At 69.4% G+C, this 19,738-nt stretch carries 16 protein-coding genes; 10 read left to right on the top strand and 6 right to left on the bottom strand.

The window, feature by feature from the left end; all coding sequences use genetic code 11:
• Both KD1_RS16765 and KD1_RS04465 read left to right on the top strand, forming a co-directional pair.
• Positions 1-590: hypothetical protein (locus KD1_RS16765; protein ID WP_217995793.1), on the top strand; the 590-nt coding region annotated here is incomplete at its 5' end.
• Between the two features lie 97 nt (positions 591-687).
• The gene (locus KD1_RS04465; protein WP_068398105.1) at positions 688-876 is read left to right on the top strand and encodes a hypothetical protein; all 189 of its coding nucleotides are present in this window, start codon (positions 688-690) and stop codon (positions 874-876) included.
• Positions 877-975: 99 nt separating this feature from the next.
• Here KD1_RS04465 and KD1_RS04460 read toward each other — a convergent pair whose 3' ends face one another.
• Positions 976-2,148, bottom strand: coding sequence for a glycosyltransferase family 4 protein (locus KD1_RS04460; protein ID WP_068398102.1), 1,173 nt, complete (start codon positions 2,146-2,148; stop codon positions 976-978).
• An 89-nt stretch (positions 2,149-2,237) separates the two neighbouring features.
• Here KD1_RS04460 and KD1_RS04455 point away from each other — a divergent pair, with 89 nt between their 5' ends.
• Positions 2,238-2,990: a class I SAM-dependent methyltransferase gene (locus KD1_RS04455; protein WP_068398099.1), complete on the top strand. Its 753-nt coding sequence runs from the start codon at positions 2,238-2,240 to the stop codon at positions 2,988-2,990.
• A gap of 7 nt (positions 2,991-2,997) precedes the next feature.
• Positions 2,998-7,113, top strand: coding sequence for an alpha-(1->3)-arabinofuranosyltransferase domain-containing protein (locus KD1_RS04450; RefSeq protein ID WP_068398096.1), 4,116 nt, complete (start codon positions 2,998-3,000; stop codon positions 7,111-7,113).
• Here KD1_RS04450 and KD1_RS04445 read toward each other — a convergent pair.
• Together KD1_RS04445 and KD1_RS16760 are read right to left on the bottom strand one after the other, a co-directional pair.
• Positions 7,082-8,269, bottom strand: coding sequence for an acyltransferase family protein (locus KD1_RS04445; protein WP_068398094.1), 1,188 nt, complete (start codon positions 8,267-8,269; stop codon positions 7,082-7,084). The genes KD1_RS04450 and KD1_RS04445 overlap by 32 nt on opposite strands.
• A complete protein-coding gene (locus KD1_RS16760) occupies positions 8,266-10,035 on the bottom strand; it encodes a DUF2339 domain-containing protein (protein ID WP_068398091.1) in 1,770 nt (589 codons plus the stop codon). The genes KD1_RS04445 and KD1_RS16760 overlap by 4 nt, the downstream gene beginning before the upstream one ends.
• Positions 10,036-10,117: 82 nt before the next feature.
• Here KD1_RS16760 and pgfA point away from each other — a divergent pair, with 82 nt between their 5' ends.
• On the top strand, positions 10,118-11,110 hold the full coding sequence (gene pgfA, locus KD1_RS04435; RefSeq protein ID WP_068398088.1) for a cell envelope lipid trafficking protein PgfA: 993 nt from the start codon (positions 10,118-10,120) through the stop codon (positions 11,108-11,110).
• Between the two features lie 6 nt (positions 11,111-11,116).
• Here pgfA and KD1_RS04430 read toward each other — a convergent pair whose 3' ends face one another.
• Positions 11,117-11,941: a class I SAM-dependent methyltransferase gene (locus tag KD1_RS04430; RefSeq protein ID WP_068398085.1), complete on the bottom strand. Its 825-nt coding sequence runs from the start codon at positions 11,939-11,941 to the stop codon at positions 11,117-11,119.
• Positions 11,942-12,118: 177 nt separating this feature from the next.
• Here KD1_RS04430 and rpsA point away from each other — a divergent pair, with 177 nt between their 5' ends.
• The 5 genes from rpsA to KD1_RS04405 all read left to right on the top strand — a co-directional run bounded on the left by rpsA (position 12,119) and on the right by KD1_RS04405 (position 18,171).
• On the top strand, positions 12,119-13,594 hold the full coding sequence (rpsA, locus tag KD1_RS04425; RefSeq protein ID WP_068398082.1) for a 30S ribosomal protein S1: 1,476 nt from the start codon (positions 12,119-12,121) through the stop codon (positions 13,592-13,594).
• Positions 13,595-13,700: 106 nt separating this feature from the next.
• Complete coding sequence (locus KD1_RS04420) at positions 13,701-14,192, top strand: PPOX class F420-dependent oxidoreductase (protein WP_068398080.1); 492 nt, start codon at positions 13,701-13,703, stop codon at positions 14,190-14,192.
• Positions 14,189-14,809, top strand: a complete 621-nt coding sequence (gene coaE / locus KD1_RS04415; RefSeq protein WP_245627276.1) for a dephospho-CoA kinase — start codon at positions 14,189-14,191, stop codon at positions 14,807-14,809. The genes KD1_RS04420 and coaE overlap by 4 nt, the downstream gene beginning before the upstream one ends.
• A gap of 56 nt (positions 14,810-14,865) precedes the next feature.
• Entirely contained in the window at positions 14,866-16,980 is a 2,115-nt protein-coding gene (gene uvrB, locus KD1_RS04410; protein WP_068398142.1) for an excinuclease ABC subunit UvrB, read from the top strand.
• Positions 16,981-17,181: 201 nt separating this feature from the next.
• Positions 17,182-18,171 (top strand): TerC/Alx family metal homeostasis membrane protein, encoded by a 990-nt coding sequence (locus KD1_RS04405; protein WP_068398136.1) that lies wholly within the window; start codon positions 17,182-17,184, stop codon positions 18,169-18,171.
• Here the strand turns inward: KD1_RS04405 and KD1_RS04400 are convergent.
• Together KD1_RS04400 and KD1_RS04395 are read right to left on the bottom strand one after the other, a co-directional pair.
• Positions 18,154-19,020, bottom strand: a complete 867-nt coding sequence (locus tag KD1_RS04400; protein WP_245627275.1) for an EamA family transporter — start codon at positions 19,018-19,020, stop codon at positions 18,154-18,156. The genes KD1_RS04405 and KD1_RS04400 overlap by 18 nt on opposite strands.
• Positions 19,017-19,682, bottom strand: coding sequence for an MBL fold metallo-hydrolase (locus tag KD1_RS04395; protein ID WP_068398074.1), 666 nt, complete (start codon positions 19,680-19,682; stop codon positions 19,017-19,019). Before KD1_RS04395 ends, KD1_RS04400 begins: the two co-directional genes overlap by 4 nt.
• Positions 19,683-19,738 lie beyond the last annotated feature (56 nt).

Raw genomic sequence — 19,738 nt, 5'->3', positions numbered from 1 at the left:
TGGCGCCGGCGGTTGTCGTCGCGGCGCTGCTGGCCGGGGTGGCCCTGTCCTGGCTGGCGAGTCGGGTGGTCGGCCCCGCGCCCGGTGAGGGATGGCGGTGGGTGCCGGTGGCGCTGGGCGCGGTGGTGGCCGGGTCCCTCGTGGTGACCGCGGTGCCCGACGGGCGAGCCCTGATCCGAGAGGGGTACCAACCCGTGGCGTTCCCCGCCGAGTTCAGCGAGGCCCGACGCGCCCTGACCGGCGCCGAGGCCGTCGTGTCGCTGCCGTGGCAACCGTTGCGGCGCACCGACTGGGCGTCCGGAGCGCAGTTCCTCGATCCGACACCGCGGGCCGTGTCGGCCGCCGTCCTCGTCGATGACGCCCTGGTCGTACGACGCTCCGGAGGCGAGTTTGTCGTGACCGACCACCCGATGGACCCGACCTGGACGGCGGCGCTGCGCCGTGGCGAGATCCCGCAGGCCCTGATCGCGGCCCGGGGAGTCACGCACGTGCTCGTGTGGCGGGGGAGTCCGGGGGCGCCGGATGGTCCGCCACCGGGCTGGTGCGAGTCCTGGCGCGGGGATGACTTCGCCGTCTGGGTCCGGGGATGAGTGTGGCGCACCCCAGGTAGACGACACGCGGTGGTGGGCTGGGATCGGGCGCGATTACCGGCTAGTATTCCGGGAGTACCCACTACTGGAGGACTTCATGCTCACCAACCTGCTCGCGACGAGGACGATCGTCGGGTTGTTGCTCAGCGCCATCATCGGGGGCGGCGCCGCGGCCGTTGCCGGTGTGTCGCTGGTCGCCTCGCAATCCCCCAATGACGCCAGCGCCATCACGACCGGCCCGGCGGACACCGTGCCGGCCAACGAGTTGCTCGGCTACGGGGAGTGAGCCGCTGACGCCGACCCCTCGTCGGCGTCGCCACGATCGCGATGTGGGCCCCACCGGATTCGTCCGGTGGGGCCCACATCGTTGTCGGTGTCGGTGTGCCTAGCGGCGCGCCCGTCGCGCCGGCCAGCGCACGCGCCCGAGCCGGGTGTCGCTCAGCGTCGACGGGTCGGCGCCCATGACGGCGCGTTCGAGCAGTTCCTCCCACAGGACCACCGAGGTGTCCCACGTGAAGCGAGCGCTGTGGGCCAGCGCCCCGTCGCCGAGGCACTGCAGCGCCCTGGGGTCCGACAGGAGCCGATCCACGGTCGCGGTCATCTCGTCGAGATCGTGGACCAGGACACCCGAGACGCCGTCGACGATGGACTCCGAGAGCCCACCGGCGCCGTGGTAGGCCACGGTCGGGACAGCATGGCTGGCGGCCTCCACGACACTCAGACCCCAGCCCTCCTTGATGCTCGGGGCCAGCGCGAGCCACGACCGCTGGAGTTCGAGATGCTTCGTCGCATCGCTGACAAAACCGAGTAGGTCGACCCGATCGGCCACGCCCACGTGCCGAGCGTGTTCGGCGATCCGGTCGGACCACCAGCCGTGGCCGATGACTCGCAGGCGCAGGCGCGGGTGCCTCGCTGCCAGGCGGGCGACGACGTCGATGGCGTGCTCGACACGCTTGTGCGGCACGAGGCGACCCAACACGACGATCGTCGGATCGGCGCTCCGCCCGCCGTCGACCCGCACCGCCGGGGCCGTGCCGTTGTGGATCACCGCGATGTCGTCGCGTCGCACGCCGAGATCGACGAGTTCATCCTTCGTCCGCTCCGAGACCGCCACGTACTGCCGCCCCCGGTACATCCGCGGCGCGACGGCGGACTCGACCCACCAGCCCACCCTGGACTGCACCGGCCCGAAGACGACCGGCCACTGCTCCCGGTGCACGTGGTGGACCAGCGAGATCACCGGGGCCGAGGTGGCCATGGGGGAGAAGAAGGGGATGCCGTTCTGGGTGTCGATGACCGCATCGAAGCCCCCACCGTGGGCGGCCTCGCGGCGCAGGGACGCCAGGGTGGTCGCATAGACGCTGAGCCGGCCGCCCTGGCGACTGACCCGGTAGCCGTCGCGTTGCTCGACCGGCGGAGCGCCTCCGTGTGCGGCGCAGAACAACGTGACATCGTGGCCGCGGTGGCCCATGCCAGCGCAGATGGTTTCGGCGTAGAGCTCGGCGCCGCCCCCTTCGGGGTGGGTTGAGTCGCGCCAGTTGAGGAACGCGAGACGCATCGGCGAGTCTCTCCTTCGGACGGGATGGGGCACAATGCACGAATCCGTGTCATGTTAACACTTGGTAACTTACGAAGGGAGGATCCGAGATGGGCGTTGCGGATCACACTCATCGACGCCCTGACCTGCGCCGATCCGTCGAACTCTTCCGTGCCTTCAAGGTCGAGCAGACCGACCCGGCACGCTTCTACGGGCTCCTGGCCCGCGACACCGTGGCACAGGTGAGCCAGTGGACCGCGCTGACCGGACAACGGGTTCTGGACGTCGGTGGCGGCCCGGGCTACTTCGCCGATGCCTTCGAAGCGGCCGGAGCGTCGTACGCCGGGCTCGAGCCGGACGCCGGCGAGCTCACGGCCGCGGGCATCACCGGCCAGAACACCCTGCGCGGCTCCGGCCTGGCCCTGCCGATCGCCGACGCCAGCGTCGATGTGGCCTTCTCGAGCAATGTCCTCGAGCACGTGCCGGCGCCGCGCGTCATGGCTGACGAGATGGTGCGGGTGACCCGGCGCGGTGGGCTGATCTACCTCTCCTGGACGCCCTGGCTCTCGCCGTGGGGCGGTCACGAGACCTCGCCATGGCACTACCTGGGCGGGGATCGCGCCGCCAACCGCTACGCGGAGAAGATGGGGCACCGGCCCAAGAACGACTTCGGCACCTCGCTCTTCGCCTGCCCGATCTCGGAGATGCTCGACTGGACCCGCGAGGCGGAGCAGGCCGGGCGAGTGCGGCGGGTCGCCGTGTTGCCGCGCTACCACCCCTGGTGGGCCCACTGGGTCATCACGGTCCCCGGGCTGCGCGAGGTGGTCAGTTGGAACGCCGTCATCGTGCTGGAGAAGCGGTGACGCGTTCGTGATCGACAGTCGTGCCGCGCGGATCTCGGCCGAGTCCGACGAACGCACCCTCTGGATGATTCGGCTCGTGGCCGGCGTCCTCTTCCTTGCGGCGATCGCGTTTCGTCAGGGCGGAGATCGGATCGTTCCGGACACGAAACTCGACCTGACGGCGAACCCGGGGGGCTTCCTGCAGCGGGCGCTGTCCATGTGGGACCCACTGGGCCAGTTGGGCCAGCTCCAGAACCAGGCCTACGGCTACCTGCTGCCGGCGGGGCCGTTCCATCTGCTGCTCACCGGTGTCGGCCTGCCCGAGTGGGTCGTTCAGCGGTTGTGGTGGACGGTCGTCATGGGGGTCGCCTTCATCGGCATGTGGCGCTTGGCCGGAGCCCTCGGGGTCGGGACTGCGTGGACCCGCTACGCCGCCGCGCTGATGTTCGCGGCCAGTCCCCGGATGCTCTCGGAGGTGGCGATCACCTCGGTCGAGGTGTGGCCGTACGCCATGGCCCCGTGGGTGTTGTTGCCGCTGGTCGACCCGCAGCCCCGCACCCGGCTCTGGCGGGTGTCGCACTCGGCCCTCGCGGTGGCGCTCACCGGTGGGGTCAACGCCGTCGCGACCGGAGCCGTGCTCGTGCTCCCGACGCTCTGGTACGCCACCCGCGCCGATCGGCGCCGGGCGCTGCTCGACGGGGCCGTGTGGCTGGGCGCCGTGATCGCCGTGTCGTTGTGGTGGCTGGTGCCGTTGGTGCTGCTGGGGCGCTACAGCCCGCCGTTCCTGGACTGGATCGAGAACGCGCCGATCACGACGCACTTCAGCAGCCCGTTCGAGGCGTTGCGCGGGACCACCCACTGGCTGGGGCATCTGGCGATCGGTGGGCCGGTCTGGCCGGCGGGCTGGCAATACAGCACCCAACCGTTGCTCGTCGGCACGACGGCCCTGCTCGCCCTGCTCGGCCTGCTCGGCATCCGGCTCGCGGCGCGTCAGGTGCGCAGCTTCCTCATCCTCGGACTGCTCGTCGGACTCGCCCTGGTCACCCTGGGGTACACCGGGTCGGCCTCGTCGCCGATGGCCGGGCCGATGCAGGCGGCGCTGGACGGCGCGCTCGCCGCCCTGCGCAACACGCACAAGTTCGAACTCGTCGTGCGTATCCCGCTGACCCTGGGCCTGGCCGCCGCGCTGGCGGCCCTCGTCCGTGCCGGAGCGCGCCTGCGGGTCGAGGTGTGGGCCGTGCCCGCGGCCTTCGTCGCCCTCTGCCTGGCCGTCGTGACCCCGGGTTTGACCGGGTCACTGACCCGCAGCGGTGACGCCTACACCGCGATCCCCCAGTACTGGTACGACGCCGCCACGTGGCTCGACACCGAGGCGGCCCCGGGGACCGTGCTCATCGTTCCGGCGGCCGGCTTTGCGGAGTTCGGTTGGGGCACCACCCGCGACGAACCGCTCCAGGCCCTCTCCACCCGCGAGTTCGCGGTGCGCGATGCCGTCCCACTCGGCTCCGCCGGCGCCACGCGGGTGCTCGACGACATCGAGGATCGGCTGCGACACGGTGACGGCAGCGGGCTGCGCGCCCAACTGCGCTCCGTCGGGATTCGGTGGGTCATCGTGCGCAACGATCTCACCTCGTCGCACCCCGGCGTGGTGGGTCTATCGGTCCATCAAGCCCTCGACCAGGCCGGACTGTCCCTCGCCCGAGCCTTCGGCGACCCGATCGACACGCCCGGGGAAACCCAGTCCACAACGGTCGACGAGCGCACGCGACTGCCCTATCCCGCCGTGCAGGCGTACGACGTCGGCGACGTGCCGCAGGCCCGGGTCGTGCCGCTTGACCGGGTCGCGCAGGTCGCCGGTGGGCCCGAGGACGTCACCGATGCCTTGGCGGCGACCCCGGGCACGGAGGCGGCGGTGGTGGGCGAGGACGCCCGCGCGTTGCGTGACGCGACCGGGGTCGCGGCGCCGCTGGTCGTCACCGACGGCAACCAACGCCGTGAGGTGGACTTCGGGCGAACCTTCGACAACCGTTCTCCGGTGTTGTTCGCCGACGACCCCGGGCGGAGCGGACGACGGGTGACGAGTTACGACGCCGGCACCGGCGGCGGCGAGACCGTGCGCGTCGGTCTCGGCGATCTCCTCGAACTGCGGGTGTCCTCATCGGCGGCCGACGCCGGGTCGTTGCTGCACCTGGGGCCGGGGTTCGGGCCACAGGCCCTGCTCGACGGCAACGGCACGACGGCGTGGGTCTCCGGCAACTTCGCTCCGCCCGCGGGGGAGTGGGCCGAGGTCCGATTCCGCCGGCCGCGTGAGGTGCCCCAACTGCTGCTCCGACTGCGCATCGCGGACGGCGGCGGTGCCCCGGTCAATCGCGTCGAGATCGCCACCGATGCCGGGGTGCTGACGACACCGATCGATCCGAGCACCATGGTGCAGGCCGTCGCCGTGCCGAAGGGCGCCACCGCGCGCATCCGGATCACGGCGCTGGGGAGTGTGGATGGCAAGGGATATGGCTTCGGCATCCGAGAGCTGGCCATCCCCGGGCTGGATCTGCGCACGGCCCTGTCGGTCCCGGCCCTGACCGCCGATGACACGCCGGCCGAATCCATCGTGCTGCGCTCCTCCGGGCGCGGCGCCTCCGGGTGCACCTTGGTCGACACCCGGCCACTGTGTTCGCCGCTGCTCGCCTCGCCGGCCGAGTCCGAGGGCGGGATCTACCGCCAACTCTCCGGGGTCGGGTCCTTCACCGGCGAGATGTCCGGCACCGTGCTGCCGCGGCCGGGTCGCATGATCGAACGGATCCTCGACGGAACGGGCACGGCCGAGGTCTGGGCGTCCAGCCGAAACGTGGGTGCCCCGGCAGCCCGGCCCGGCGCCGTCGCCGACAACGACCTCGGCACCGGGTGGGTCGCGGGTCGCTCGGACACCGAACCACGGCTACGCGTGACGTGGCCCCGAGCGGTCCGGACCCACGGCGTCCGGCTCATGAGCGATCAGTACCTGGCCGCCTCACGCCCGCGCTACGTGCAGTACTCGTTGGACGGGCGCGCGCCCATCACGACGCGACTGCGGGCCGACAGCACGATCCGCTGGAAGGCGCAGAAGGTCCGCCGCCTGACGTTGACCTTCGTGGAGCAGGAGCCGATGTGGTCGGTCGACAATGCCTCCGGTGTCCGGACACAACTCCCGGTGGGTCTCTCGGAGCTCCGACCGTTGGGGGTGACGCTGCCCGCACCGCCGACGAAGTTCACCGATGCCACCGGAGCACGGTGCGGTTTCGGGCCCGAGATCGTCATCAACGGTCAGTCGTACCCGACCCGGGTCGATGGCACGGTCCAGGACGTCGCGGACGGCGTGCCGCTGCGGTGGCGCACCTGTGGCGAGGGGACGGTGCGACTGCCCTCCGCGTCGGTGTCCATCGAGGCGAGGAACACGGCCGAGTTCGCGCCGGCGTCGTTGACGTTCCGGCGCGCCGGGGACGCACCGACCGAGCGCGATGCGGACGGGATCACCAGGGACGTTCGAGTGGAGCGACCCTCGGCCACGACGCTGCGGGCGCAGGTGCCCACCATGTCGTCCCAGGCCGTCTTCGTCGTGGCCCAGAACCACTCGGCCGGGTGGCAGGCGCGCACCGCTGACGGGACCTCGCTCACGCCGATCCGAGTCAACGGATGGCAGCAGGGCTGGGTGCTCCCGGCCGGCACCCATGGCGAGATCACGGCGTCGTTCACCCCGAACCGCCTCTACGTGGCCGGACTCGTGCTCGGGGCCCTGGCGGTGATCGCCTGCGTCGGCCTCGTCTGCTGGGTACGGACCAGACCTGGTGGGGATCGCCCCGACGCGGCCGCCCAGCTCCCACCGCTCGCGGCAGGTGTCACCCCGGTGGTGGCGTTGTCGTTGATCGCCGGGTGGCTCGGTCTGCTCGGTGGGGTCATCGCGCTGGCCGCGGCGTTCCTGCCGGGGGTGCGATCCGCCTCGCGGCGCGTCATCGTGGGCGGTCTGATCGGACTGGGCGCGGCTCTGCTGGCCACCTCTCACGCGGCTCCGGGGTGGCAACCGGAGGCCTCGCCATGGCTGCAGGCCCTGCTGCTCACCGCGATCGCGTTCGTCGTCGTCAGCCCGAGATCCGACGACCCCAACGCATGATCGGCCGCTCCATGAATCGGTAGCTCACGGCGGCGACCACGGTCGTGCCGAGTGCGGTGAGGATCCACAGTTTCCAGAAACCGCCGGTGAACACCTCGTGACCGACGGCCCGCTCGACCAGGCTGAGCACGATCAGGTGGTAGCAGAAGATGCCGTAGGAGATGTCTCCGAGGAACCGCCACCCGCGGCGGCCCAGCGCCCGGATCGGGCCGGGCTCGTCATCGGGGTCCAGGGCGCCGACGGCGGGGAGCACGACGAGGGCGGCGAACACCCCGTAGAGCAACGACTTGATGGCGTGCCCGGACGGCGAGGAGTTCTCGGCCAGACCGTATGGACCGGCGATTGCGGTGGTGAGGACCAGGTACAGCGCGCCCGCGCATCCCCAGGCGGTCCAGGGATGGGCCGCGAGGATGTCGAGGTGGGTCCGGCGCAACAGTCCCTCGCTGCGGGCCACCTGCCAGAGGGCCAACGCCATGCCGAGGGCGAACCACCCCAGGTACCCGGGGAGCCACAGGCCGCGCAGGGGGGTGGCGGTCACCGCGGGCAGGGCCATGTACGTCGCCGAGGCCACCGGAAGGGCCAGGAGCACCGCCAACTGGGCCGCCAGCGCGCGTGGTGTGGTGGGGGAGCGGCGCAGCAGCAGCCACGCGAGGAGCGGCAGGGCGACGTAGAACGACCACTCGACCGACAGGCTCCACATCTGGGTCAGGCCGGGAGCCCCGAGTCCGTCCCGATAGATCTGCGTGAACAGCGCGGTGGCGACGTAGACCTCAGGGGTGTCCACCTCCCGTCGGGGCACGAGCAACCAGGCCAACGCGACCGTGACCCACAGGGCGGGCACGATGCGCAGTACGCGGTGGATGGCATAGCGCCGCAGGTTGGGTCGGGGGCCGGCACCGATCGAGGCCAGGACGTGGGGGCGGAAGAGCAGGAACCCGGAGAGGACGAAGAAGAGCGCCACGCCGATGTCGAGGCGGCTGAGCATCCCTGCCCAGACGCCCGTGAGCGACGCTCCGCTGTGGAAGCCGACATGCGTGGTCACGACGGCGAAGGCGCCCAGGGCGCGCAGCCCGTCGAGTCCGGGCAGGTGCCCACGGTGCGCGCCCGGGGGAGAGGTGGCGGAGGCATCGGCCGTCGCGGTGTCGAGGGCGGTCACCGCAGCGGCTCCGGTTGTCCGACCGTGATGTCTCCGATGCAGATCTGCGCGTTGGGGGTGGAAGAGGTGATGGAGATCGTGCGCGGGGTCGAGACCGTGTCGACGCGCAGGTTCACCCGGCCCACCCCACCGTCCCACTGGCGTGGCCCACCGGTGCCGATCGTTGCCGGCCGGCCATCAGGGCCGGCGCCGTCGACGTGGACGTCCACGGTGGAATCCGACGTGGCCAGATACCCGATCCGGATGAACCACTCACCGTCCGGTGGGGACCCGGCGATCCGCAGGCGTTGGCTCGTTTCGCCACGCAGATTCACCTCGCAGTCCGGTGGAACCTTGACCGTGCCCCACGCTCGCAGCCCGGCCAACTGCAGTTTGCCGGCATCGTCGGCCAGCACCGGGTCCGAGGTACCCACCATGGAGGCCGGGTCGTTGCCCATCAACCGTGCCAGGGAGACCACCGAACGATGGTCGCTGATATAGGGCATGACGTCCAGGGGCGGACGGGTGTCCCAGAGGTTGACGCCCGGAGCAGCGGTCTCCAAACGCAGGGTGGCGAGGTAGGTTCCGCTGGGGTTGTGCGACCACGGCACGGCAAAGGTCGCCCACGAGACCACCGTGCCGATCGTCCAGACGACCGCCGCCCCGGCCACGAGCCGGCGGGCCCAGCGAGGGTGGTCCGCCGGCCAGGCCGCGGCCACCGACGCGACCACGACGAGCGTGAACGGCACGGCCAGCGCCGACCAATAGTGGTGATGACGCGTCATCAGGTCACCGAAGCCGGCAAAACGGCCGAACGCGAGGACGACCGACGCCATGACGGTGTGCAGCAGCAGGGCTGCCCACAGCCAGGCCACCGAGGGGCGGCGGCGCAGCGCGGCCAGGCACAGCACCGCCGCAAACGCGCCACCGAGCAGGGTCACCCACCACGGCGGGTTGGCCAGGCCCAGCCACTGCGGGGGCGGCGCGATCCACCGCCATGGCCCGCCGACGAACGCGGGGAGCACGATGCGGGCGAAGGTGTGGGCGACCACGCCCGCCAGGTCCGACAGGCCGGGCCAATCACCCCCCGTCGTTGCCGTGGCGCTGAGGTACAGCGCGGTGAAACTCAGACCGGCCACCGCCACGACACCGATGTACACCCAGCCGCGACGGGTGCGGAACAGTGCCGCCGGTCCGTACCGGTACATCACCAGGCCGGCGGCGGTGAGCACCATGAGTGCCGACAGCTCCCAGAACGCCATCGCCACGACCAGGGCCACGGCCACGACGATGAGGCGCCACCACCTCCGGCCGGCGAACCAGTCCAACGTGGCGTGCAGCGCGACGAGGATGAGCACATGGGAGGGCAGATTGTTGACGGCGCTGGAGAGGGAGGCCGTCGAGGGCAGGGCGAGGACGGAGAAGCCGTAGAGGACCGCGGCGACCGGTCCGGCCCACGGCCGATCGACGATCCGACGTGCCAGCCCGGCCATGAGCACCACCGCCATCGCCCACATGATCAGCCGACCGACGATCGTCACGCCATAGGACGGCAGCCCGCCCATCGCCAGGACGGCGTACGCGAAACGCAGGCCAGGCGCGACGTGGTCGTTGACCGGGGTGAGCAGGGCCCGGGCCGAGAAACCCTCCGTGCCGTGAATGAGGAAGTCGAGGTCGTCGGCATACCACGAGCCGACTCCGAGCACGGCGAGGAGCGCCACCGCCACCGCGGCGGTCACGGTGATCACCGCGCTCATCGGCGTGTCTGCGCCCATCCAGGTCTTCATTCGTGAACATCCTTGTGTCGAGGCCTATCAGGCAACGTTACCCGCTGGTACGCTCCGTCCGAGATCAAAGGAGATATGGACCATGTCGCGAGTCATCGGCGTCATCTGCGTGGCCCTCGGGGCCCTGCTCATCGTGTTCGGCCTCTTGGCCCGACCCTACGTTTACACCAACCTTGCGGTTCTCTCGCTGGATCAGGAGGCCAAGACTGTCTCGCGAGGTGAGGGCGTCGACGCCGTCTATCCGCACCGCATCGGACCGACGGCCCGGCTCGACAAGCTCACCGGCGTGACGGTGGTGTCGACCCGCACGGTCCAGGGCATCCCGGGCAAGGTCGAGGCCGCCGGCAAGGACAAGGACAACGCGTTCTGGCAGACCACCGTCCGCTCCCAGGCGGAGGTCGGCGGCCAACTTCAGGATCTCAGCTACAGCGACGAGGGGGTCTCCCTCGACCGCCGCAGCGGCGAGGCGACGAATTGCTGCGGTGACTACCGCAGCACCGGTGACCTCGAGGACCCGGACAAGACCGAACCGGTGACGCACGAGGGGTACTTCTTCAAGCTGCCCTTCAACGCGCAGAAGCAGGACTACCCCTGGTGGGACGGTGATCTGCAGGCGTCGGCTCCGGCCAAGTTCGACCGCGAGGAGACCCTCAACGGTCTGCCGACGTACGTGTACGTCCAGACGATCCCCGAGCAGACGGTCGGTGCACCCCGACAGGTGCCCCGCTCGCTCTTCGGCGACTCCAAGCCGGGGAACTTCGCCGCGGATGTGCATTACACCAACACCCGCACGTTGTGGGTCGAGCCCGAGACCGGATCGGTGGTCAAGGGTCAGGAGGAGATCGCGCGGTCGCTGGTCGTCGATGGGCAGGACCCGGTGTACCTGGTCAAGGGCACGCTCGCCTACACCGATGAGACCGTCAAGGAGAACGTCGACAAGTACGCCTCGTCGGCGAAGGTGCTGTCGTTCATCCGCGGCCCGCTCCTGCCGGTCGGGCTCATCGGCGGCATCCTCCTGTTGCTGCTCGGGGTGTTCCTCTTCATCCGCGACGGCCGGGCCCGGCACGGAGCCTGAGACGCCTCACCCGGGGCGGCGAGCGACGAAGATCGCCGTCCCGGGGATGAGTCGGCCGCGCAGGGGTGACCATCCGCCCCACTCGGCCGGGTTGTCCGGGTTCCACTCCGGTTCCACGAGGTCGACCAGGGTCAGGCCGGCCGCAACGATCTCGCGGACGCGGTCGCCCAGAGTGCGGTGGTGCTCGGCGTAGACGACCCGCCCGTCGGGTGCGCTCTCGACATACGGAGTGCGGTCGAAGTAGCTCATCGTCACCCTCAGGCCCCCCTCGTCGGGCACGTCCGGCAGCGCCCACCGCACCGGGTGGGTGGTGGAGAACGCCAGTGTGCCGCCGGGGCGCAACACGCGGGCGGCCTCGGCCATGAGACCCGCCGAATCCGCCACGAAGGGCACCGCCCCGTAGGCGGAGACGACGAGGTCGAACACCCCGTCGGCGAAGGGCAGCCGGGTGGCGTCGCACTGCGCCAGGGGCAGGGTCACCCCGGTGCGAGCGTTGAGTTCGGTCGCGCGTCGCAACATGCCGGCCGACAGGTCGGTCGAGACCACGACGGCCCCCCGATCGGCGAACCAGCGGCCGACCTGCGCGGCACCACAGCCGAATTCCAGGACACGCAGCCCGGCCAGACCCGCCGGGTCGCCGAGCACGCGCAATTGATCCTCGGTCCACCCCTCCGGACCCCACATGAATCCACGGTCACCGAGAAACTCACCGTGTTCGGCGAGGTAGCCAACCGATTCCTCGTCCCACCACGCGCGATTCGCCGCGATGCTCCGGTCCTGATCGGTGTCTGTGCGTGCGGCGACGACGGACGTGGGCTCGAGGTGGTCCATGCTGATGGTCGTTCTCCTTCGATCGGGGTGCCGGGCCACGGCTGGCGGCGTCGACGAACACCGGTCACCGCGGCTTTTGACCCGGACCCATGCGCGTCACTAGGATGGGCAAGCGCATTTCTGTGCGCAGCACCCTGTCCATCTCTTGAATACCTGTCCCTACGGAGTTCCTACTACATGACTGCCTCCACGGTCGACCAGACCGCCGTGCCCCAGATCGCGATCAACGACATCGGATCTGAAGAGGACTTGCTTGCCGCCATCGACGCGACCATCAAAGACTTCAATGACGGATCCATCGTCTCTGGCGTCATCGTCAAGGTCGACCGGGACGAGGTCCTGCTCGACATTGGGTACAAGACCGAGGGTGTCATCCCCTCGCGCGAACTTTCCATCAAGCACGACGTCGACCCCGACGAGGTTGTCTCCGTCGGCGACGAGGTCGAGGCCCTCGTTCTCCAGAAGGAGGACAAGGAAGGCCGGCTGATCCTGTCCAAGAAGCGCGCTCAGTACGAGCGTGCCTGGGGCGCGATCGAGAAGATCAAGGAGGAGGACGGCGTCGTCACCGGCACCGTCATCGAGGTCGTCAAGGGTGGCCTCATCCTCGACATCGGCCTGCGCGGCTTCCTCCCGGCCTCCCTCGTCGAGATGCGTCGCGTCCGCGACCTCCAGCCGTACGTCGGCAAGGAGGTCGAGGCGAAGATCATCGAGCTCGACAAGAACCGCAACAACGTCGTGCTCTCGCGTCGCGCCTGGCTCGAGCAGACCCAGTCCGAGGTGCGCACCACCTTCCTGCGCGAGCTGCAGAAGGGTCAGGTCCGCTCCGGCGTCGTGTCCTCGATCGTCAACTTCGGTGCGTTCGTCGACCTCGGCGGTGTCGACGGTCTCGTCCACGTCTCCGAGCTCTCCTGGAAGCACATCGACCACCCGTCCGAGGTCGTCGAGGTTGGCCAGGAGGTCACGGTCGAGGTGCTCGACGTCGACATGGACCGCGAGCGTGTCTCCCTGTCGCTCAAGGCGACGCAGGAGGACCCGTGGCAGCACTTCGCGCGCACCCACGCCATCGGTCAGGTCGTGCCGGGCAAGGTCACCAAGCTCGTTCCGTTCGGTGCGTTCGTTCGCGTCGAGGACGGCATCGAGGGCCTGGTGCACATCTCCGAGCTCGCCGAGCGTCACGTCGAACTGCCCGAGCAGGTCGTCCAGGTCGGTGCCGACGCCTTCGTCAAGGTCATCGACATCGACCTCGAGCGTCGTCGCATCTCCCTCTCGCTCAAGCAGGCGAACGAGGACGCGGCTCAGCTCACCGAGTTCGACCCCACGCTGTACGGCATGGCGGCCGAGTACGACGAGCAGGGCAACTACAAGTACCCCGAGGGCTTCGACCCGGAGACCAACGAGTGGCTCGAGGGCTTCGAGCAGCAGCGTGAGGCGTGGGAGAAGCAGTACGCCGAGGCTCACGCTCGCTGGGAGGCCCACCGCGCCCAGATCGACGCGGCGGCCAAGGCCGATGCCGAGGCGGCGACCGACGGCGGCGAGTCCGTGGCCACGTCGTACTCCTCGGACTCCGGCTCCACCGAGGCCACCGAGGCCGAGGGCACCCTCGCTTCGGACGAGGCCTTGGCAGCCCTGCGCGAGAAGCTCACCGGTCACTGATCCGCAAAGGTCACTGATCGACGCTCCGCGTCACTGCGGTCGACGGCCCGTTCCCATTGGGGGGCGGGCCGTCGCCCATGTCCGGGTGGGCTGCCATGATGGCGGCATGGCCCGAACCCTCGCGACGAACACCGTCGTCGACCGCGACGCGTTGCTCGACTTCATGCGCCCCCGGCACCGCATGGTGCTCATCACCCGACGCCGCGACGGGAGCCCGCAATCGTCACCGGTCACCGGGGGCGTCGACCACTCGGGTCGCATCGTCATCGCGACCTACCCGATGCGCGCCAAGACGAAGAACGCGCGCCATGACCCCCACGTGTCCGTGCTCGTGCTCTCGGACGAGTGGAACGGGGCGTGGGTGCAGGTCGACGGTGAGGCCGAGGTGCTCGACGCTCTGACTCCCACGGGCATCACCGATCAGGTCGCCGTGGACGCCTTCGTCGACTACTTTCGCTGTATCTCCGGCGAGCACCCCGACTGGGCCGAGTACCGTCAGGCCATGGTCGACCAGGGAAAGTCGTTGATCCGCATCACCCCGCAGCGGTGGAGCACCGTGTCGACCGGCGGTTTCCCGCCCGAGTTGGTCGAGCAGTGAGCGCGGTGAAGATCGGCCTCTCCGGAGGGATCGGGTCGGGCAAGTCGACCGTCTCCGCCCGGCTGGCCGAACTCGGAGCCGTGATCATCGACGCCGACCGGATCGCGCGTGAGGTCGTCGAGCCCGGAACCGAGGGGTTGGCGGCCCTCCGCGCCCGCTTCGGCGACGAGATCATCGATGCCGACGGTGCCCTGATCCGGCCCCGGCTCGGGCAGATCGTCTTCAGCGATCCGCAGGCACTGGCGGATCTCAACGCCATCACCCACCCGTTGATCGGCCGACGCACGGCCGAGCTCCTCGCCCAGGCCCCGGCCGACGCGGTGATCGTGCACGACGTGCCGCTCCTCGTCGAGAACGGGATGCACGCACGGTTCGACCTCGTCGTCATCGTCCATGCCTCGGCGCAGACGCGCGTACGCCGGCTGGTCGAACATCGTGGGATGACCGAGGCGGACGCGTTGGCGCGGATCGCGGCACAGGCCACCGACGAGGAGCGTCGTGCCGTCGCCGATGTCTGGCTGGACAACGAGGGCACCGCGGACGACCTCCGTGCGGCCGTCGACCGCCTGTGGTCCGACCGGATTCGGCCGTTGGTGGGCGCGACCACCTCCGCCTGAGTCTCCGCCGGATCGCGGATCGGTGGGTTGTCGGCGACGGCGCCTATCGTGGTGCCATGCGTCCGACGACCGACATCCAGCGCAGGGTCGCGCCCTTCCAGGTGGTTTCCGAGTTCGAACCGGCCGGTGACCAGCCGGCGGCGATCCGCGAACTCGCCGACCGGATCAATGCCGGGGAGCAGGACATCGTGCTGCTCGGTGCGACGGGTACGGGCAAGTCGGCGACGACGGCGTGGCTCATCGAGCAGGTGCAGCGCCCGACGTTGGTCATGGCACCCAACAAGACCCTGGCCGCGCAGTTGGCCAATGAGTTCCGTGAACTCCTGCCCCACAACGCGGTCGAGTACTTCGTCAGCTACTACGACTACTACCAGCCCGAGGCCTACGTCCCGCAGACCGATACCTTCATCGAGAAGGACAGCTCGATCAACGAGGAGGTCGAGCGTCTGCGGCACTCGGCAACGAACTCGCTGTTGACGCGCCGGGACACCGTCGTGGTCGCCTCCGTCTCGTGCATCTACGGTCTGGGCACCCCGCAGGAGTACGTCGACCGTATGGTCCGACTGCGGGTCGGTGAGGAGATCGACCGGGAACAGCTGCTCCGGCAGTTCGTCACGATGCAGTACACGCGCAACGACCTCGCGTTCACGCGCGGCACGTTCCGAGTGCGCGGTGACACGGTCGAGATCATCCCGGTCTACGAGGAGCATGCCCTGCGCATCGAGTTCTTCGGCGACGAGATCGACCGCATCTACACGCTGCACCCGGTGAGTGGCGAGGTGATCCGCGAGGAGAAGGAGATGTACGTCTTCCCGGCCACGCACTACGTCGCTGGACCGGAACGGATGGAACGTGCGCTCGTGGGCATCGAGAAGGAACTGGGGCAGCAACTGACCGAGTTCGAGCAACAGGGCAAGCTGCTCGAGGCCCAGCGACTGCGCATGCGCACGACCTACGACATGGAGATGATGCGCCAGATCGGCTCCTGTTCGGGGATCGAGAACTACTCGATGCACATCGACGGGCGCACCCGAGGCAGTGCCCCGAACTGTCTGTTGGACTACTTCCCGGAGGACTTCCTCCTCGTCATCGACGAGTCCCACGTGACCGTGCCCCAGATCGGTGCCATGTACGAGGGTGACATGTCCCGCAAGCGCACCCTCGTCGAGCATGGCTTCCGACTGCCCTCCGCGATGGACAACCGACCATTGAAGTGGGAGGAGTTCCTCGAGCGCATCGGGCAGACGGTCTACCTCTCGGCCACGCCCGGCGACTACGAGCGGGCCAAGTCCGACGGCGTCGTCGAGCAGATCATCCGCCCCACCGGGCTGGTGGATCCCGAGGTCATCCTCAAGCCCACCAAGGGCCAGATCGACGACCTCCTCCACGAGATCGGCCTGCGCACCGCCAAGGATGAACGCGTGCTCGTCACGACCCTGACGAAGAAGATGGCGGAGGACCTGACCGATTACCTGCTCGACAAGGGCGTGCGGGTGCGATACCTCCACTCCGACATCGACACGCTGCGCCGGGTCGAGTTGCTGCGCGAACTGCGCCTGGGCGAGTACGACGTCCTCGTCGGCATCAACCTGCTCCGCGAGGGTCTCGATCTGCCCGAGGTGTCCCTGGTCAGCATCCTGGATGCGGACAAGGAGGGGTTCCTGCGCTCGGCTCGCTCGCTGATCCAGACGATCGGCCGGGCGGCGCGCAACGTCTCCGGGCAGGTCCACATGTACGCCGACTCGATCACCCCCTCCATGGAGCAGGCGATCTCCGAGACCACCCGCCGGCGCGCCCTGCAGATGGCCTACAACGCCGAGAAGGGCATCGACCCCCAGCCGCTGCGCAAGAAGATCGCCGACATCACCGACATGCTCCAGCGCGAGGACGCCGACACCGAATCGCTCATCGGTTCGGGGCGATCCCAGTCGCGGGGGAAAGGCAGCCAGCGGGGCGGTCGCGGGGCCATGGCCGCGGACGTGGCCGGCGCGGGCGGTGGCATCGACACCACTTCGATGGCCGCCTCGGACCTCGCGAACCTCGTCCAGGAGTTGACCGAGCAGATGCATCAGGCGGCTGCCGAGCTCCAGTTCGAGGTCGCGGCCAGGCTGCGTGACGAGATCGGTGATCTGAAGAAGGAGCTGCGCCAGATGGTCGAGGCACAGAAGTAGCCGCCGCGTCCCCTAGACTGGCACGGTACGCCGGAGGGGAGTATCCCCGACTGCGGCTTCTCGTCAGCACGGCACGATCAGAGCATCGCGCCCGGGAAGCCGGTCCGCCTGGGGCGGGAGAGACCTCCGCCCCCGCCGTCTCGAAGGAAGTGGTCCGTGCTTTCCCTGTCCTCGCTGCCCGCCGCCGGTGATGCCACCGGCATGCACGTCCCGGTGTGGATGTGGTTGCTGACCCTCGGCATCGCTGCGGCCGTGCTGATCTTCGACATCTACTGGATCGCGAAGAAGCCGCATGTGCCGACGCGACGTGAGGTCTCGACAGTCCTGACCCTCTACGTCGGTGCCGCCGTGCTCTTCGGCGTCTTCATCTGGGCGGTCTACGGGCGCACCCGGGGCACCGAGTTCTTCGCCGGTTGGTTGACGGAGTACTCGCTGTCCATCGACAACCTCTTCATCTTCCTGCTCATCATGTCGAGCTTCCGGGTCCCGGAGAGGCTCCAGCAGACGGCCCTGATGTGGGGCATCACCATCGCCATCGTCCTGCGTGGCATCTTCATCGCCGTCGGTGCGGCGGCGATCAACCGGTTCTCCTGGGTCTTCTACATCTTCGGCGCCTTCCTCATCTACACCGCGATCAAGCTCGCCTTCGAGAAGGAGACCGATGAGGAGGAGTACGAGGAGAACGCACTGATCTCCTGGATGAAGAGGCGGGTACCGTCCACGGACACGTGGAGCGTGAGGCTGTTCACGCGCGAGAACGGCCGGCGTGTGGTCACCCCGATCTTCTTCGTCGTCCTCGCCCTCGGCATGACGGACCTGCTCTTCGCGCTCGACTCGATCCCGGCGATCTACGGTCTGACCAAGGAGCCCTACCTCGTCCTGACCGCGAACCTCTTCGCGCTCATGGGGCTGCGGCAGCTGTACTTCCTCCTCGGCGGCCTGCTCAAGAAGCTCGTCTACCTCAGCATCGGCTTGGCCGTGCTGCTCGCCTTCATCGGCGTCAAGCTCCTGCTGCACGCCCTGCACGAGAACACGCTGCCGTTCATCAACGGTGGCGAGCACGTCAACGTCCCCGAGATTCCGATCGGAGTCTCGCTCGGCGCCATCGTGGTCATCCTCGGGGTGACGACGATCGCCAGCCTGTGGAAGTCGAGCCGCGACGCCAAGCGCGCCTCAATCACCCACGACTGACGGCGTGGCTCGCCGGCGCCCGCTGATCAGGGCGCTGGCGAGCACGACGAGCGCCATCCCGAGCACCTGGGGCGGGGCCAGGCGCTGACCGAGCACCAGCAGACCGGCCAGCGCGGCCACGGCCGGTTCGAGGGAGAGCAGCACCCCGAAGATCCGGGCGTCGAGGCGCCGCAGGGCGAGCATCTCCAGGCTGTACGGGATCACCGACGACATCAGTGCCACGAGCAGGCCGACGGCCGCGGCCGCCCAGGTCCAGCGCGGCAGGCTGGTGACGCCGAGCGGGGCGATGACGACGAGGGCGATGAGCATGCCGATCGCCAGACCGTCGAGCCCCGGGAACGCGGCACCCGTGCGGGCGCTGGCGAGGATGTACACCGCCCAGGCCACACCGGCGCCGAGGGCGAAGGCCAACCCGACCCAGCTGATCTCCGCCCAGGACCGGGTGAGGACCTGCGAGATCAGGACGACCCCGAGGGCCGCGGCGACGATGGCGGCGTAATCGATGGCCCGCCGGGCCAGCACGGTCGACAACAGGAGGGGGCCGATGAACTCCACCGTGACCGCGACGCCGATCGGGATCCGGGCCAGCGACTGGTAGAAGAGCAGGTTCATCACGCCGATGGAGACGCCGAGGGCGACCACGTGAACCCAGTCGCCCCGGCGGTGGCCGCGCAAGCGTGGTCGTGCCAGCACGAGCAGCAACAGCGCACCGAAGAGCAGGCGCAGGAGCACCGTCCCGGCTGCGCCGATGACGGGGATGAGCGTGGCGGCGAAGGCACCGCCGAACTGGACCGAGACGACCGCCCCGAGCACCAGCAGGAGCGCCGTGGTGTCGGAGCTCTTCGTCACCAGCCCCGTTGCCGCCACTCGTCCAGGTGGGGGCGTTCGGCCGCGAGGGTGGTGTCCGCGCCGTGTCCGGGATAGACGTGGGCGTCCTCGTAGACGTCGAAGATTCGCGTCGTGACGTCTTCGATGAGGCTCTCGAAGCTCTGGTACTCGAACATCGTCGTGGCCCCGACCCCACCGGGGAAGAGGCTGTCGCCGCTGAAGATGTGCACCGCGCCGCTCGGTTCGGTGTGCACGACGGCGATCGAGCCGGGCGTGTGACCGCGCAGGTGGACGACCTCGAGGGTGAGGTCGCCCAGGACGATGGCATCTCCGTGCTCGAGGACCTGGTCGGGGGCCAGCGGCAGCGCCTCGGCGTCGGCGGCGCCGGCCCAGGTGCGGGCACCGGTCGCGTTCGCGACGTCGACGAGGGCGCCGGTGTGGTCGGGGTGCTGGTGGGTGGTGACGATCTCGTCGAGGCGGTCGCCGCCGGCGCGCACGAGGTCGAGCAGACGCGTCGGTTCGGCCGCGGCGTCGATCAACAACTGTGCTCCGGTGGCGCGGCAGGTGAGCAGGTAGGCGTTGTTGTTCATCGGCGAGACCGCCAGCTTCCGCACGGTGAGGGTCTCGAGTTCGGCCACGTCGGCCGGTCCGCCGACGGTCACGTCTCCGGTGTAGGCAGTCATGGGCACACTCTGGCACGGGCCGGCTCGATGGCAAACGTTGTCGGCGGGGCGGCTTA

Origin of the sequence: Kribbia dieselivorans NBRC 106261 (assembly GCF_001552435.1) — a bacterium.
GTDB lineage: Bacteria > Actinomycetota > Actinomycetes > Actinomycetales > Dermatophilaceae > Kribbia > Kribbia dieselivorans.
The sequence above is the reverse complement of the archived record's forward strand: the minus strand, read 5'-3'. Positions and strand labels throughout refer to the sequence as shown.

Bases quoted from the DNA above. Each gene is read 5' to 3' on its own strand.
- KD1_RS04465 (WP_068398105.1), top strand. From the start codon at position 688: ATGCTCACCAACCTGCTCGCGACGAGGACGATCGTCGGGTTGTTGCTC.
- KD1_RS04460 (WP_068398102.1), bottom strand. From the start codon at position 2,148: ATGCGTCTCGCGTTCCTCAACTGGCGCGACTCAACCCACCCCGAAGGG.
- KD1_RS04455 (WP_068398099.1), top strand. From the start codon at position 2,238: ATGGGCGTTGCGGATCACACTCATCGACGCCCTGACCTGCGCCGATCC.
- KD1_RS16760 (WP_068398091.1), bottom strand. From the start codon at position 10,035: ATGAAGACCTGGATGGGCGCAGACACGCCGATGAGCGCGGTGATCACC.
- pgfA (WP_068398088.1), top strand. From the start codon at position 10,118: ATGTCGCGAGTCATCGGCGTCATCTGCGTGGCCCTCGGGGCCCTGCTC.
- KD1_RS04430 (WP_068398085.1), bottom strand. From the start codon at position 11,941: ATGGACCACCTCGAGCCCACGTCCGTCGTCGCCGCACGCACAGACACC.
- rpsA (WP_068398082.1), top strand. From the start codon at position 12,119: ATGACTGCCTCCACGGTCGACCAGACCGCCGTGCCCCAGATCGCGATC.
- KD1_RS04420 (WP_068398080.1), top strand. From the start codon at position 13,701: ATGGCCCGAACCCTCGCGACGAACACCGTCGTCGACCGCGACGCGTTG.
- uvrB (WP_068398142.1), top strand. From the start codon at position 14,866: ATGCGTCCGACGACCGACATCCAGCGCAGGGTCGCGCCCTTCCAGGTG.
- KD1_RS04405 (WP_068398136.1), top strand. From the start codon at position 17,182: ATGCACGTCCCGGTGTGGATGTGGTTGCTGACCCTCGGCATCGCTGCG.
- KD1_RS04395 (WP_068398074.1), bottom strand. From the start codon at position 19,682: ATGACTGCCTACACCGGAGACGTGACCGTCGGCGGACCGGCCGACGTG.